14 protein-coding genes are annotated in these 15,202 nt (G+C 66.5%); 7 read left to right on the top strand and 7 right to left on the bottom strand.

All coding sequences use genetic code 11. The annotated features are described in order from the left end of the window. The first annotated feature begins 25 nt into the window (after positions 1-25). Positions 26-1,789, top strand: coding sequence for a 2-succinyl-5-enolpyruvyl-6-hydroxy-3-cyclohexene-1-carboxylic-acid synthase (menD, locus tag QFZ36_RS07210; protein ID WP_306635074.1), 1,764 nt, complete (start codon positions 26-28; stop codon positions 1,787-1,789). A 170-nt stretch (positions 1,790-1,959) separates the two neighbouring features. Here the strand turns inward: menD and QFZ36_RS07205 are convergent, their stop codons facing one another. From QFZ36_RS07205 to QFZ36_RS07185, 5 genes are all read right to left on the bottom strand, one after another. Further along, positions 1,960-3,186, bottom strand: a complete 1,227-nt coding sequence (locus QFZ36_RS07205) for an aminotransferase class I/II-fold pyridoxal phosphate-dependent enzyme (protein WP_306635073.1) — start codon at positions 3,184-3,186, stop codon at positions 1,960-1,962. A 293-nt stretch (positions 3,187-3,479) separates the two neighbouring features. Then, on the bottom strand, positions 3,480-4,283 hold the full coding sequence (locus tag QFZ36_RS07200) for an amino acid ABC transporter ATP-binding protein (protein WP_306635072.1): 804 nt from the start codon (positions 4,281-4,283) through the stop codon (positions 3,480-3,482). A 12-nt stretch (positions 4,284-4,295) separates the two neighbouring features. Next, positions 4,296-5,087, bottom strand: a complete 792-nt coding sequence (locus tag QFZ36_RS07195) for an amino acid ABC transporter permease (RefSeq protein WP_306635071.1) — start codon at positions 5,085-5,087, stop codon at positions 4,296-4,298. Between the two features lie 146 nt (positions 5,088-5,233). Then, positions 5,234-6,037 carry an ABC transporter substrate-binding protein gene (locus tag QFZ36_RS07190; RefSeq protein ID WP_306635070.1) on the bottom strand — a complete coding sequence of 268 codons (804 nt, stop codon included), beginning with the start codon at positions 6,035-6,037 and terminating at the stop codon, positions 5,234-5,236. 169 nt (positions 6,038-6,206) lie between these two features. Further along, positions 6,207-7,595, bottom strand: coding sequence for an isochorismate synthase (locus QFZ36_RS07185; RefSeq protein WP_306635068.1), 1,389 nt, complete (start codon positions 7,593-7,595; stop codon positions 6,207-6,209). Positions 7,596-7,695: 100 nt separating this feature from the next. On the opposite strand from QFZ36_RS07185, the gene QFZ36_RS07180 reads away from it, so the two are divergent. The 5 genes from QFZ36_RS07180 to QFZ36_RS07160 all read left to right on the top strand — a co-directional run bounded on the left by QFZ36_RS07180 (position 7,696) and on the right by QFZ36_RS07160 (position 13,003). Then, on the top strand, positions 7,696-8,481 hold the full coding sequence (locus QFZ36_RS07180; RefSeq protein ID WP_306635066.1) for an alpha/beta fold hydrolase: 786 nt from the start codon (positions 7,696-7,698) through the stop codon (positions 8,479-8,481). A 74-nt stretch (positions 8,482-8,555) separates the two neighbouring features. After that, positions 8,556-9,329 carry a demethylmenaquinone methyltransferase gene (locus tag QFZ36_RS07175; RefSeq protein WP_306635065.1) on the top strand — a complete coding sequence of 258 codons (774 nt, stop codon included), beginning with the start codon at positions 8,556-8,558 and terminating at the stop codon, positions 9,327-9,329. 3 nt (positions 9,330-9,332) lie between these two features. Further along, complete coding sequence (locus tag QFZ36_RS07170) at positions 9,333-10,673, top strand: geranylgeranyl reductase family protein (protein WP_306635064.1); 1,341 nt, start codon at positions 9,333-9,335, stop codon at positions 10,671-10,673. Then, the gene (locus QFZ36_RS07165) at positions 10,670-11,770 is read left to right on the top strand and encodes a polyprenyl synthetase family protein (protein ID WP_306635063.1); all 1,101 of its coding nucleotides are present in this window, start codon (positions 10,670-10,672) and stop codon (positions 11,768-11,770) included. Before QFZ36_RS07170 ends, QFZ36_RS07165 begins: the two co-directional genes overlap by 4 nt. Positions 11,771-12,181: 411 nt before the next feature. Beyond that, positions 12,182-13,003, top strand: a complete 822-nt coding sequence (locus tag QFZ36_RS07160) for a type IV toxin-antitoxin system AbiEi family antitoxin domain-containing protein (protein WP_306635061.1) — start codon at positions 12,182-12,184, stop codon at positions 13,001-13,003. Between the two features lie 131 nt (positions 13,004-13,134). On the opposite strand, the gene QFZ36_RS07155 is transcribed toward QFZ36_RS07160, so the two are convergent. Together QFZ36_RS07155 and QFZ36_RS07150 are read right to left on the bottom strand one after the other, a co-directional pair. Further along, complete coding sequence (locus QFZ36_RS07155) at positions 13,135-13,560, bottom strand: hypothetical protein (protein WP_306635060.1); 426 nt, start codon at positions 13,558-13,560, stop codon at positions 13,135-13,137. A gap of 13 nt (positions 13,561-13,573) precedes the next feature. Next, on the bottom strand, positions 13,574-14,242 hold the full coding sequence (locus tag QFZ36_RS07150) for a trimeric intracellular cation channel family protein (protein WP_306635059.1): 669 nt from the start codon (positions 14,240-14,242) through the stop codon (positions 13,574-13,576). Between the two features lie 61 nt (positions 14,243-14,303). On the opposite strand from QFZ36_RS07150, the gene QFZ36_RS07145 reads away from it, so the two are divergent. After that, a complete protein-coding gene (locus QFZ36_RS07145) occupies positions 14,304-15,182 on the top strand; it encodes a sirohydrochlorin chelatase (protein ID WP_306635058.1) in 879 nt (292 codons plus the stop codon). Positions 15,183-15,202 lie beyond the last annotated feature (20 nt).

Raw genomic sequence — 15,202 nt, 5'->3', positions numbered from 1 at the left:
CGTCGGGGGGTGGCAGACTGGTTTGGTGACTTCGCTGAACGAACCTGCCCCCGACGCCTCCCACACTTCCGACGCAGATTCTTCCGACGCGGAACCCTCGCTGACGGCCTTGGCTGCGGCGCGGATCGCCGTAGGGGCATTGGTCGACGGCGGCGTGCAGCACGTGGTGGTCTCGCCGGGTTCCCGGTCGGCCCCCATGGCATACGCGCTGGCTGAGGCTTCGGCGCAGGGCCGGGTGGAACTGCTGGTCCGCATCGACGAGCGTTCCGCCGGCTTTACAGCCCTTGGTTTAGCACTGTCCACCGGTTCCCCGGCCGCCGTCCTGACCACGTCCGGGACCGCCGTCGGAAACCTGCTTCCGGCGGTGATGGAGGCCAACCACGCCGCGGTTCCACTGATCGTCCTCTCCGCGGACCGGCCTGACGAGCTCCGCGGCACCGGCGCCAACCAGACCACGGTCCAGCCCGACATTTTCGGCGACCAGGTGCGGTTCGCCGTCGACGTTCCCGCGGGCTCCAGCCCGGAAAGGGCCGTCCAGACAGGCCTCTCCGCCGCCACCGGCGCGTTCCCGGATCTGGCCCCGGGGCCCGTGCAGCTCAACCTCGCCTTCCGTGATCCGCTGGTACCGGAGCCGTCCGACCAGTTGTCCGCGCCGGCTGAACGCCAGCGCTACCGCATCGGCACGGAGCCGCTCATTATGAACCTGCCGCCCGCCTCCACCGACCTGCCCGAGCGCCGGACCGTGGTGGTGGCCGGCCACGACGCCGGTCCGGTCGCCGAGGCCTTCGCCCGCGCCCACGGCCTGCCGCTGCTGGCGGAGCCTTCCTCGAATGCCCGCTTCGGGCCGAACGCCGTGGGACCGTACCGGCTGCTGCTGGAGCACTTCGGGCCTGGTGCAGCGCAGCCCATCGAACGGGTCGTGTTGTTCGGCCGGCCGACGTTGTCCCGGCCGGTGGCGGCCCTCCTTGCACGCGCAGACGTGCCGTCCGCTCTGTACCAGCCGGTTCCCGTCGCCTGGTACGAGCCCGGCAGGCGCACCGAACTGCCCCTGGAAAACCTCGCCGACCTCGCAGACTTCGCCGGCCGCGGCCCGTCCGACTGGCTGGACACCTGGCTGCTCGCGGGTTCGGCAGCCCAGCACGCACTGGACCTTGTCCTCACGGAAAACGCGCCGGCCACCGGCCCGTCCGTGGGATCACTCGTCTGGAAGCATTCCCGCGGGCAGCTGATGCTGGGTTCCTCGAACGGCATCCGGGACGTGGACCTGGCCGGCCTGCCCGCGCCCGAGCCCGCCGCCACCGTCTACGCCAACCGCGGCCTGGCAGGGATCGACGGCACCATCTCCACCGCCACCGGCATCGCCCTTGGCGGCCGGCAGGAAACCACTGTCCTGCTGGGCGACGTCACGTTCCTGCACGACGTTGGGGGCCTGCTGGTTGGGGCAAGGGAGGAGCAGCCGCAGCTTCGGATCGTGGTCCTCAACGATTCCGGCGGGGCCATCTTCGACCTGCTGGAACACGGCGCGGTGCGTGAGGCCGGAACGTACGGTGACGCCGTCGAACGCCTCTTCGGTACCCCGCACTCAGTGGACATTGCGGCACTCGCTGCGGCATACGGCGTCGGGCACAGTCCGGTCAGTACGACGGCGGCACTCGCCGAAGCGCTCGCCCGGCCGGTGGAAGGCCGCACCATCATCGAAGTCCGCACGGACCGCAGCGGCCTCCGCGCCCTGCATGCCCGGATCAAGGAAGCCGTTGCCGTGGCCGTCGGGGGAGTGCTGGCGCGCTAGGTGCGGACCCGTCCGGATGGCGGGTCGATCAGGGGACGGCTAACCGGCCGAGGGCGTGAACTGGCTGCGCGTCCGCCACCGCCTGGTCCCGGCCGGCGACGGTGACGCATCAATGTCAGGCTGCTCAGTGTCGATCCAGCATGGGACACCCTGCGGGTAGGTCCGTTGGCTCATGTCCCGTTCCTGTTCACGCTTTCCTTCATCGCCGCTTCGAAGGCAGGCAGGCTGCGTTCGATCATGCCCTCGTTGGCCGTAAGGGAGATCCGGAAGAAACCCGGCGTCTCAAACAGCACGCCCGGGAAAACAAAGACATCCCGGCGGACGAGTGCCTCAGTGAACGCCTCGTCGTCCGGAATCGGGGACGTCACATACAGGTAGAACGTGCCCTCCGGCCGGTGGACGAGGTAACCCATGCCACCCAGGGCATCGACAAGCCGGTCCCGGCGCCGCTGCAGCTGTCCGACGTCGATGGAGAACTTCTCCAGTTCGGGAAGCGCGTGCTGCAGCAGTGCGTTCGGGTACACCCATCCCATCGCTACCTGCAGGCCGGTGATGGCCGGGCGCATCTCCTCCCGTTGCGGCATCGCCGGTGGCAGCGCCAGGTAGCCCACCCGCTGGCCGGGGGACAGGTGGGTTTTGCCGTAGGAATAGGCAAGCAGCGTGTGCGCATAAAACTCCACCGGACTGTGGAAGCGGACGCCCTCGAACACAATCCGGTTGTAGGCCTCGTCCGAGACCAGGTAGATCCGCTGGCCGATCCTCGCCGAGGCCGCCTCCAGGAGTTCCGCCAGCCGGAGCAGCAGTTCGGGAGGATAGATCCGTCCCGTGGGGTTGTTGGGCGAATTGACGATCACAACCCTGGTGCGCTCAGTGATGGAAGCGCCGATGGCGTCGAGGTCCAGGTCGAACGTCGTGGTGTTGACCTTTACTTTCACGGGAACGAGTCCAGCCTCAAGGATCAGCGGCTCGTACAGGAACCACGGCGGCAGGCTGAATATAACCTCATCACCCGGATCGGCGACCGTTTTCAGCGCCAAGGCGATGGCGGCAAAGCCGCCGGTGGTGAGGTAGATATCCTCCATCCGGAACGGCACGTCCAGCAGCCGCTGCAGGGATTCCGCGGCAGCCTCCCGGGCGGCCTCGCCGTTGGTCTGGTAGGCGAACCACTGGTCAGTCTGCGGAGTAAGGGCGTCCCGCAACGTATTGACGTAACGGTCGGCCGGCATCTGGTGCGGGTTGCCGAAAGTGAAATCGCAGACGTCGGACTGGCCCTTCCGGCGCAGGCTGGCCGCCGTGATGTAGGCGTCCACCCGCTGAAATGAGGGAATTGATGCCAGCCGTGCAGCTCGATCAGATACCGCAGAGGTGGCCCGGGATGTGGTTGTCCGATCTGTCATAGCAGCGCTCCTCTTAATGGCCGGCCGGGATGGGACGGAGCCGGATGGGCAGCGCGCTGCTGAGCCAGTGGAGGCTGTAGAGGGACCATTGTGGGCTCCCGCACGCGGCGAAGTAAAGGGCCCGGCCGGAACGAAAGCTGGCATCTGTTGGCGCGTCCCGCCGTCGTACGCTGCTCTGCTGCCTTTTGACAGACAGAACTCGATATAACGCGCAAATGCCCTGTCGCTGCCGGAATTCCGGTAGCGACAGGGCATCTGTGCGTCGAAAGCGAATCAGGGGGTCGCGGGTGCGCCTATTCCTCGATCTCGATGTGCGTTGGATCCAGCACGCGGCGCAGGAACTCCTTGGTGCGCGGCTGCGTAGGGGCGGAAATGACCTGCTCGGCCACGCCTTCCTCCACCACCACGCCGCCGTCCATAAACACCACGCGGTCGGCCACTTCACGAGCGAAGCCCATCTCGTGGGTCACCACCAGCATGGTCATACCCTCCTTGGCGAGGTTGCGCATTACGGAGAGGACATCGCCCACCGTTTCCGGGTCCAGGGCGGACGTGGGCTCGTCGAAGAGCATCAGTTCGGGGTCCATGCTGAGCGCCCGGGCAATGGCCACGCGCTGCTGCTGGCCGCCGGACAGCTGGTCCGGGAACCGGTCGGCAAGGTGTCCCAGCCCGACGCGCTCAAGGTTGTGCATGGACACCTTGTCCGCCTCAGCCTGTGACCGCTTGAGGACCTTGGTCTGGGCGATGGAGCAGTTGCGCTTGGCATCCAGGTGCGGGAAGAGGTTGAACTGCTGGAACACCATGCCCACCTTGCGGCGCATCTTGTCGATGTCCACGTCAGGGTGGGTGGCTTCAAAGCCGCCCACGTGGATGCTGCCCTGATTGGGCTGCTCCAGTAGGTTGACGCAGCGCAGCAGGGTGGATTTGCCGGAACCGGAGGGTCCGATCAGGCACACCACCGCGCCCGGCGCCACGTCCAGGCTGATGCCCTTCAGTACCTCGTTGGTCCCGTAGGACTTGCGCAGGTCCTTGATGGACACCCCGGCGGCGTGCACGGTGGCCGTACCACCGCGCGGGTTGTTGACGACGTCGTTCATGGTCTTCCCTGCCTATCGCTTGGTCCGCGCGGAGCGGCTTTCGAACTTCCGGGCCAGGAGGCTCAGCGGGATGGTGATCACCAGGTAGAAGGCGCCGGCCACCAGCAGCGGGGTCAGTCCGGCACCCAGGCTGGAGATGCCGTCGCGGCCGAACTTGGTCAGCTCGTACTGGGATGCGGTGAGGCCCAGGACGTAGATCAGCGAGGAGTCCTTGGTGAGCAGGATGACCTCGTTGGTCAGCGGCGGCAGGACGATCTTGAAGGCCTGCGGAATCACGATGGTCACCATGGCGCGCCACTGCGGCATGCCCAGGGAGCGGGCGGCTTCGAGCTGGCCCTTGGGCACTGCCTGCAGGCCGGCCCGGAGGGTCTCGGCGATGTAGGCGGAGGCCACGATGCCCAGCGACACCATGACCACCAGGGTGATGTTCCACGAGACGCCGAACGCCAGGGGCACGCCATAACCGAAGGCGATGAACACCAGCAGGGCAGGGATGCCGCGGAAGAACTCGATGTACCCGGTGGCGATCCAGCGGTACAGCGGGAAGCTGGAGAGCTTCATCAGGGCAAGCAGCAGGCCGCCGGAGAGGCCCACGATAAAGCCGAGGAACGTGTAGATCAGGGTGTTGACCAGGCCGGTGGTGAAGATGCCGGGGAACATCGGCCCGATTTTGGCGAAGTTGAAGACGCTGTTGCCGATGGTCTTCCAGTCGGTGGCCAGGATCAGCGCGGCGATGGCCACAACAAAGATTCCGGCCTGGACATACAGGCTTACTCTGGCTCGCTGACGTGCGGTCATTGCCATGGGGTGCTCACATTCGTTGTGCGTGGCAGAGGCCCCGGACGGACTGCGGTACAGCCCGTCCGGGGCCCCAGCTGCGTAGTTCTGAGGGCCGTGAAGGAGCCAAGGCGGGGAAGCCTCAGGCCTGCGCGGCGACTACAGGGCGGTGGCTACTTGGCGGTCTCGCCGAACCAGGTGGTCTTGAACTTCTCCAGCGTGCCGTCGTCGGTCAGGCGCTTCAGGGTGCCGTTGACCTTCTCCGCCATAGCGGTGTTGCCCTTCTTAATGGAGATGCCAAGCTGCTCGCCGGTGGCAAAGTCCTCAACGCTCTTGAACTTGGGGTTGTCCTTGATGGCGTAGCCCAGCACGGACTGGTTGCCAAGTGCCGCGTCGATGGTGCCGGCCTGCAGTGCCTGGACCAGGAGGCCGGTGTCCTCGAACTGCTGGGCTTCGATTCCCTTGTCCTTGGCGTAGTCGGCGCCGGTGGTGGCCTGCTGGACGCCGACCTTCTTGCCCTTGGCATCGTCCAGGCTCTTGATGCCGGAGCTGTCGCTGGCAACCAGGGCCAGGTCGTCATCAAGGTACGGGCTGGAGAAGTCCATGACGGACTTACGGGTGTCCGTGATGGAGATGGAGGAGATGCCCAGATCGCACTGGGTCAGGGCGGTGCCGGTTTCGATGGCCTCGAAGGAGCTGTCCACGATGCTCAGTTCGGCGCCGAGGTCCTTCGCCACCTCATTCGCAATGTCGACGTCGTAGCCGACTGTCTTCCCGTCCTTCTCGAACTCGAAAGGCTCATACGGGATATCAGAGCAGACCGTGAGCTTGCCGGAGTTGATGAGCTGGACGCCGCCTTGGGACGCTGCCGGGGTGGAGCTTCCGCCGCCGCAGGCAGTGAGGGTGAGGGCGCCAACGGCGAAGAGTGCTGCTGCCTTGGCGGTCAATTTGGCCGTGGCCAGGGACTTGAGCTGCATGTTTCTTACCTTTTGTTGCAGGAGTATGCGGTACTAAATCGGTTCATAGTGTAGCGCCGAATAAGAGATGTGCATCACAGGAAACTTAGTTTCACTATTGGATAACTAAATTACTCCTGTTTTCAAGCCTAGGCGAAGCAACGCTGTCTCAGATACCGGACCCGCTGGTTTAGTTCTTGATTCCCAGGGATTCGAGCATCGGGCGGAACTTCGCCCAGGTCTCGGCGAGTTCGGCTTCCGGCTGCGAACCGTCGACTATTCCGCAGCCGGCATATAGACGGACAGTGTCCGGCCCTTCGATAACGGCGCCGCGCAGCGCGATGCCCCATTCACCGTTTCCGGCGGCGTCCAGCCATCCGACCGGCCCGGCGTACGGCCCGCGGTCCAGGTGCTCCAGCTTGCGGATCAGGGCGCCGGCCACCTGGGTGGGAGTGCCGCAGACGGCGGCCGTCGGGTGCAGAGCGTTGATCAGCGCCAGGCAGGTGGGCACGTGGCCTTCCACCTCAGCCAGCTCGGCCTTCACGTCCGACGCCAGGTGCCACACGTTCGGCAGCTCCAGGATGAATGGCTCGTCGTGGGCGTTCATTGCCTCGGAAAACGGCGCCAGCTGGGTGGTCAACGACTGGATGGCGATCTCGTGTTCGTGCCGCTGCTTCTCCGACCCCGCCAGGACCCGGGTGGCGTAGTCCATGGGAAGCCCGTCTTCGCCGTGGGCATCACGGCGGTCCAAAGTGCCGGCCAGAACGCGCGCCTGCGCAGTCCGCCCCTCCACCTGGATCAGCATCTCCGGCGTCGCGCCCACCAGGCCGTCCACGCCGTACGTCCAGCATTCGCGGTACCGCCCGGCGAGTTCCCGCAGCACCTTCGCGGCATTGACGCCGGTGGGCACGGTGGCCACGATGTCGCGCGCGAGCACCAGCTTTTCCAGCGCCCCGGTCCGGATCTCGGCCACCCCCGCGGCGACCGCCGCCTTCCAGTCCTCCTCGTTGAGCGAGCCCGTATGCAGGGTTGCCCCGGCAGCCAGGGGCAGGGGACGTACGACGGCGCCGCCCGCGCGGGCGGGAAGACCTCCGGAGGTGCCGTCCCCCGCAGCGTCCGCTGCCGCCGTCGTGCTGCCGGCTGCGGAACCGCCGCCCAGCCAGTGGTCCAGGGCGGCGAGGGCGCCTTCCCTGGTGAGGGGACCGTCGTCGAACGTCAGCTGGGTGAGCCAGACCTGGCCGTCGCGGACGCCCACCACAATGGCGGGCACGATCAGCCGGGACTCGTGGGCCGATGTTTTGGAGAAAGCGAAAGAGCCGAAGGCTACGGGACCTGTGCCCGGAAGCCCCACGGAGTCCGAGATCTCGGCTTCGAGGACGAGGTGGCGCCACCAGATGTCCGCCTCGAGGAAGCGCTCGGGGCCGGTGGCGGTGAAGCGGGCGATCTCGCCGAATCCCACCAGTCCGGCCTCCCGGCGGGTCCAGCAGAGGACGTCGTCCCGGACCAAAAACGACGGCAGCCCCCCGGCGAATTGTTGGCCATCAAGGGGGACTGTCAAGGTGCGGAACGTGCTGGTCATGATTGCTCCACGGTACTCCCTTTTATTGAACGGGCAGCGTAGACCCTGATGCCTTGAGCTGTGCATACCCTCGGACTGCCCGCGGGCGTAGCCTTCAGCTATGGACTCCGAGGTCCGCATCCTTCAGCTCAATACCGGGATCACGGTGCCGTGCCTGCTGCAGGGCGACCCCCACGCGAAGCCCCTGCTGCTGCTGCATGCGTGGGGCGAATCGCGCCGGAGCTTCGACCGGCTGGTCCCGCTCCTTCCGGAATTCAGGATCGCAGCGCCGGACCTGCGCGGCCAGGGAGACGCGGACAAACCAGGGAACGGCTACTCGCTAAAAGACCAGGCCGCGGACGCGGCGGCCATCCTCGATGCCCTGCAGCTGGAGTCCGCAGCCGTGCTGGGGTCCTCGAGCGGCGGCTATGTGGCGCAGCAGCTGGCGGTCGGTGATCCGGACCGCGTGGACGCGCTTGTGCTGGTGGGCGCACCCCTGACCCTGCACGGCAGGCCAGCGTTTGCGGACGAGGTTGACGCCCTGGCCGACCCGGTCGACGAGGACTGGGTGCGGGAGTCCCTGCTGTGGTTCCCGCTCGGGCGACCGGTACCTGAGTGGTATCTCGAGGACCGGGTGCGCGACGGAATGAAGGTGCCGGCGCACGTATGGAAATCGGTGCTTCAAGGGCTCTGCGAAGCAACACCGCCAACGGAAGCAGGAGCCATCAGCGCGCCCGCCCTGATCCTGCGCGGCGAACAGGACGGGCTCCTGCCCCGTGCAGGCCACGAAACCCTCGCGGCACGGATCCCGCGCTCAATCCTGAAGTCCTATCCCGGCGTCGGCCATCTGGTGCTTTGGGAGGTTCCGGAGCAGGTGGCGGCGGACACGAGGGCATTCCTGCAGTAGCGCCGCAGGCCAGGCCCCGTGTGGCGAAGACCGCTTTGGTCCGGACCCTCCTGAACATTTGAGACAATGTCATGGTGAACCGAGCATCCTTGGATAAGCGTCCGGACGAAGTAGCCACGATGTTTGACGACGTCGCACCCAAATACGACGTAGTCAACGATGTCCTGTCGATGGGGCAGACCCGCCGCTGGCGCAAGGTTGTGGTGGAAGCCATGGAAGTCTCCAGGGGGCAGCGGGTCCTGGATCTGGCGGCTGGCACCGGCACGTCGAGCGAGCCATATGCCGATGCAGGCATAGATGTGGTGGCGTGCGACTTCTCCCTCGGAATGCTCAAGGTCGGCAAGCGCCGCCGCCCGGACATCGACTTCATCGCCGGTGACGCCACCAACCTGCCGTTCGCCGACAATACCTTCGACGCCACCACCATCTCCTTCGGCCTGCGCAACGTCAACGAGCCCAAGAAGGCTCTGCAGGAGATGCTCCGCGTCACCAAGCCCGGCGGCCGTCTGGTCATCGCCGAGTTCTCACAGCCCGTGGTCCCGCTCTGGCGCACCATGTACACGGAATACCTGATGCGTGCCCTGCCGGCCATCGCCGTGAAGGTCGCCTCCAATCCGGACGCCTACGTCTACCTCGCCGAGTCCATCCGCGCCTGGCCGGACCAGGACCACCTGGCCGTGTGGCTTCAGGATGCCGGCTGGGACAACGTCACCTACCGCAACCTGACCGGCGGCATCGTGGCCGTCCACCGCGCCTTCAAGCCCGCTTCGGCGTCCAACGGCGGCGCTGCTGCCATCGCCGCGCACAAGGGCCCGGTGGCCAAGCTGCGCCGCAACATCACGCGCTGACCTGTGAAAGTACTGATTGTCGGCGCGGGCCCGGCCGGCTCCACCGCCGCGTACTACCTTGCCAGGGCGGGCCTGGACGTCACCGTCTTGGAGAAGACGAGCTTTCCGCGTGAGAAGGTTTGCGGCGACGGCCTCACCCCGCGGGCCGTCCGTGAAATCCAGAAGCTGGGCCTGCCGCACCCTGACGACGACGGCTGGCGCCGCAACAAGGGCCTTCGCCTGATCGCCGGCGGCCGCACGGTTGAGCTGCCCTGGCCCGAGGTGTCCGACTTCCCGCAGTACGGCCTGATCCGCACCCGGCTCGGCTTCGACGAGGAACTGGCCCGCCATGCCCAGGCGGCCGGCGCCGAAATCCTTGAGCGCCACAGCGTCACTGAAGCGCTGCGGGACGACGACGGCCGGGTCACCGGCGTCCGGGCCGCCGTCCTGGACGAGTCCGGACGCAAGACGGGGCAGACGCACGAGTTCAGTGCCGACGTCGTTCTCGCCGCTGACGGCAACTCCACGCGAACCGCCGTGTCGCTCGGCATCCAGAAGCGCGACGACCGCCCACTGGGGGTGGCGGTGCGTACGTATTTCACCTCGCCGCGCACTGACGACGACTGGATGGAAGGCTGGCTTGAGCTTCCCGGCCGCGACGGAAAACTGTTGCCCGGTTACGGCTGGGTGTTCGGCGTGGGCGACGGCACCTCCAACGTGGGCCTGGGCATCCTGAACTCGTCCAAGGAATTCGGCAAGCTCGACTACAAGCAGGTCCTGCGCGAATGGACCGCCGGCATGCCGGCCGAATGGGGCTTCACGCCGGAAAACCAGGTGGGCGAGATCCGCGGGGCCGCGCTGCCTATGGGCTTCAACCGCACCCCGCATTACTCGCCGGGCATGCTCCTGCTGGGCGACGCGGGCGGCATGGTCTCCCCGTTCAATGGCGAGGGCATCTCCTACGCCATGGAGTCGGCCCGCTTCGCTGCTGAGTTCATTATCGACGCCTCCTCGCGCCGTGCCTCCTCGGGCGGAACGTACGACGCCGACGCGCACCTCGCGCGCTACGCGGACTATGTGCGTGAGCAGTGGGGCTCGCACTTCACCCTGGGCCGGGCGTTCGCCGCCCTGATCGGCAAGCCAGCCGTTATGAAGCTTGCGCTGCGTACCGGCATGCCCATCCCGGTACTCATGCGGTTCGTGGTCCGGCTCCTGGCCAACCTCACGGACCCCGCCGCCAAGGGCTTCGAGGACCGGGTGATCCGGGTTCTGGAGTCGCTGGTTCCGGCCACATCCAATACATCCGCCACTCCGTCGGCTTCGAATCAGCGGTATCCGCAACAAAAAGTTAGGGTTAACCCGTGACCAACCCCGCAGACCACAGCTGGACGCACGCCGGACACGGCCTGCCGGACTCCGAACCCAGCCTGAACACCACCGCCATCGCCACCGGCCTGCAGCTGCCCGCGGGGTTCGCCGCCATCGCCGGGGATGCCGAGCTGGGGCCGGCCATCACCAACAACCTGGCCCGGGTGGAGAAGAAGCTCCGCGAAGCCATCGCCAACTCGGACCCGCTGGCTGACGCGACGTCGCGCCACCTGGTGGAGGCCGGCGGCAAGCGGATCCGGCCGCTGCTGACGCTCCTCTGCGCACACCTGGGTGACGCGTCCCTTCCCGCCGTGGTGCAGGCCGCCGTCGTGGTGGAACTGACGCACCTGGCAACCCTCTACCACGACGACGTGATGGACTCCGCTCCGTTCCGCCGCGGTGCGCCCACGGCCCACGAGGTGTGGGGCAACTCGGTGGCTGTCCTCACCGGCGACCTGATTTTTGCGCGTGCTTCCATCCTGGTGTCCGAACTCGGCTCCCGGGCACTGGGCATCCAGGCCCGCACCTTCGAGCGGCTGTGCCTGGGCCAGCTTCACGAAACCGTAGGGCCGCGGCCGGACGAGGACCCGGTGGAGCACTACCTGTCGGTCATCGCGGACAAGACCGGCTCCCTGGTTGCTGCTTCCGGGCAGCTCGGTGCCATCTTCGCCGGGGCCGACCCCTCCTACGAATCCGTGCTGGTGGAGTACGGCGAGAAGGTGGGTGTGGCCTTCCAGCTTGCCGACGACGTCATTGACGTAACGGGCATCAAGGTCAAGTCCGGCAAGTCCCCGGGCACGGACCTGCGCGAAGGGGTTCCCACCCTGCCGGTGCTGCTCCTGCGCAAGGCTGCCCTCGATGGTGACCAGTCCGCCGTCGAACTTCTGAAGCTGATTGACGGGGACCTGAGTTCGGATGAAGCACTGGCCGAGGCCGTTGCGGGCCTGCGCGAGCACCCGGTCACTGCCGAATCGTGGGTAGTGGCGCGCCGGTGGTCCGACGAAGCCATCGCTGCGTTGGCCCCGCTGCCCGACGGCGTGGTCAAGGAATCGCTGTCCAACTTCGCGGTGGCTGTGGTGGACCGCGCCAGCTAGCCCTTTTTCTGTGGAAGCCCGGCTCCGTGGACGGAGCCGGGCTTCTTTGTGGCTACGTACGGTGGCTGCGTTAAACGGGATAGCCCCGGTCCCCAGCAACGATACGAGTCATACGTTGCTGTGAACCGAGGCTATCTCTCCGTTCGCATCAGACCCGCCGGAGGCGTTTAGCGGATCCGTGAATAGTCTATGACAGCTTTGTCACAAGAGGCAAGTCCCTTGTTACTGCTCCTGTCAAAAACTTTTCCCGCTGGATTTCCCCACCTTTTGGCCGGTCATCCTTGAGTCACCCGGCGGGTCGCGGCGACACACCGGCGGGGGCCTCGAAAGCCGGGGAGATTCCGCGGTTCTTTGTCCACATAGCCCTCGGCCGCCCTGCCGCCTTTGCCGCAGATTGGATCTGCTGGCTCCATGGACCTCACCCGTTTCCTTAAACACGCCGGTGCTGTTGCCCGCACCGCCACCCTCCTGCAGGCCGGATTCACGGACCGCAGCATCCGCAATGCAGTGGCAGCGGGCGAAATGCGCCGTCTTCGGCATGGAGTGGTCGCTCTGCCGGACGCTCCCGCGGACTTGGTGGGTGCGGTCCTGGGGAACGGCGTGCTCACGTGCGCCTCTGCTGCGGTTCACCGCGGGCTCTGGGTGTTGCATGAACCGCAGGCCTTGCACTTGTTGTGCCGCCATGCCGGCCCCAAGGATGCGGTGGTTCACCGGGAGTCCCTGGCTCCGCACAATGGGCCGCGGCCGGTTGCCAGTACCACCGACATCCTCCTACACAGCCTGCGCTGCCTTCCGGCGGTGGAAGCCGCCGTCATGGTGGAAAGCGCTGCGCGGCAAGGCGTGACCACCCTTGGCTACCTGCGGGAACGGCTGCCGGGTAAGCGGAATGGTGCCGCCAGAAGGGCGCTGGACCTGGTTGACGGTACCGCCGACTCCGCGATCGAGGTAGTGGCCCGCATCCTTTTTCGCAGCGAAGGAATCCACACCGAGACGCAGGTGGAGCTGCCGGGAATCGGCATCGTGGACTTCCTGCTGGAGGGCTTCCTGATTGTGGAGATCGACGGCGGCACGCACCTCGAGCCCCGCCAGGTCAAGAAGGACCGGGTCAGGAACAACGCGAGCACCCTCACCGGCTATGCGGTGCTCCGATATGGCTACGCGGAGGTGGTTTACAACCCGCAGAAGATCGTTGACGAGGTGTGGCAGGTGCTGCGGGGCAGGGTTGTGCGCTGAGATTCCCCAGGTTTTGACCGGAACCCCGGCGACACCCGGGCAAAATCGGGTGACACGCCGTCGCAGGACCCAAAAGGTGGGGAAACTCAGCGGGACGCGGCGCGCGGAGGCAATGAGACAGGCAGGGAAATCTAGTCTTCGGCGTCCTCGAAGGCCCACTCGAACATGTCGAACACGAACTCCGAGAACGTGCCCTCCTCGGACTTCCACTGCCCGCGGGCGTTGTTGCGGCGGTAGACAATGGGGTCCGGGACGCTGAGGTCGCCCACGCGGAAGCCCCAGGTGTATTCCTCTTCCTCATCCTCGAGGAACATCAGGAAGCCCTCGTCATCAACTTCGAGCTCGTCCGGGTCCCAGAAGTAGTGGTACGCCTCCATGAGGTCCTCGCAGCCGCCGATGGCCAGATAAAACTCGCGCAGGACCAGGGGAATCTGGAATTGGTGGTCGGCCAGGGCCTTGTCCAGCTCTTCGGCGGACAGGCCGTCCTCTTCCTGCCATTCATCCTCGAGATACTTCGGAACCAGCGCACGGAATTTCTCGAGGAACATGTCAGTCATGCTCATATCCTAGCTAATCCCGGCCCGCCGATTCGCCGGGGCCAGCCCCTGCCCGGTGCCACCCGCGAACGGCCAGCGGGGCCTGCCAGGAGCGGCGCCAGGCCAGGACGCGGAACGTGAACACCGCGGCCGCGATGACTGCTGCCGTCAGCACGTTGAACACGCCCAGGACCCACAGTACGGCCGTCATTGCGGCACCCAGGAAGGCCGGCAGGGCGTAGATGTCCTTGGGATTGAAAAGCTGAGGAACCTCGTTGGCGGTGACGTCCCGCAATAGGCCGCCGCCCACCGCCGTCGTCACTCCCAGAAGCACTGACGCCACCGGATTCAGGCCGGTAGCCAGCGCCTTAAGTGTGCCGGTCATGCAGAACAAGGCCAGCCCGCCGGCGTCGAACAGGGTCAGCAGCGACGTGTACCGCTGGACACTGGAGAACAGGAAATACACCAGGACCGTGGCCAGCAGCGGCGGCACCAGGTACGCAGGATTGGTGAAGGCAGCAGGGACCACAGCAAGGATGATGTCGCGGATCACGCCGCCGCCAAGGCCCACCAGGGAAGCCAGCAACAGCGACCCCACAATGTCGATCTGCTTCCGCGCCGCGAGCAGCGAACCCGAGACGGCAAAGAAGAAAACGCCCAGCAGATCCAGCCACACCGGCGCGTTGTCAAAGGCGAATGTCATGGAGCGTCCCGGCAGTTTCAAAGAGGGCGGACTGGGCGGCTCCAACGTTACGCTAGCCCCTATGAACAGCCCCATCATGATCGCCTGCGCCCATGGGACGTCCAACACACAAGGCGCCGCGGAGGTCACCGCCCTGCGCGATGGCATTGCGGCGCTCCGCCCCGGCCTCGATGTCCGCGAAGCCTACGTGGACGTCCAGCAGCCGGACCTGGTGGACGTGGTGGCGGGGCTGCCGGCGGGGGAGTCCGCCGTGGTTGTGCCCCTGCTGCTGAGCGTGGGTTACCACGTGAAGGTGGACATCGCGCGGGCGGTGAAGAGCCGGCCCGGCAGTGCGGCCGCGGCGCCGCTGGGTCCTGATCCCCGCCTCGCCGCCCTCCTCGACCAGCGGCTGCGCGAGGCCGGCGTCACGGACCGCGATGTGATCGTCCTGGCCGCCGCTGGCTCGTCCAACCCCAAGGCCGCCGTCAGCGTCCAGGAACTGCTGGGCCAGCTTCAGGAGCTGCGGCCCAACCGGATGGTGGCCGCCTATGGTGCCTCCGCCAAGCCTTCAGTGCCCGACGCCGTCGCGATGCTTCGCGAGGAACTGGAGGGGGGTGCCGGGGCGGGGGAGTCCGCGGGGGCTGTCGACGTCGGTGGGCGCGTGGTGATTGCCTCCTACCTGCTGGCGCCGGGCTTCTTCCACGACCAGCTCGCCAAGGCGGGGGCCGACGTTGTTACGGAACCCCTGCTGCCGTCGCCCGTGCTTGCGGAGATCGCGCTGGAGCGGTACGACGCCGCTGTCGCGAAGGCCCGTGAAGCCGCCGCTGCACCCACTGGAACACCCGCTGGAGCCCCTGGCGACGCAACAACCGGGGCCCCTGCACCACCAGCGGCAAATACACAGGAGGTGGGCTTCTTCAAGGCCGTCCGGCGTTTCGTGACGAAATATTTCCCTAGGTGACTCAACGTTTCCGGGCCTTT

The organism is Pseudarthrobacter siccitolerans, assembly GCF_030823375.1.
Lineage (GTDB): Bacteria > Actinomycetota > Actinomycetes > Actinomycetales > Micrococcaceae > Arthrobacter > Arthrobacter siccitolerans_A.
This window is presented reverse-complemented; position numbering and strand designations above follow the sequence as displayed.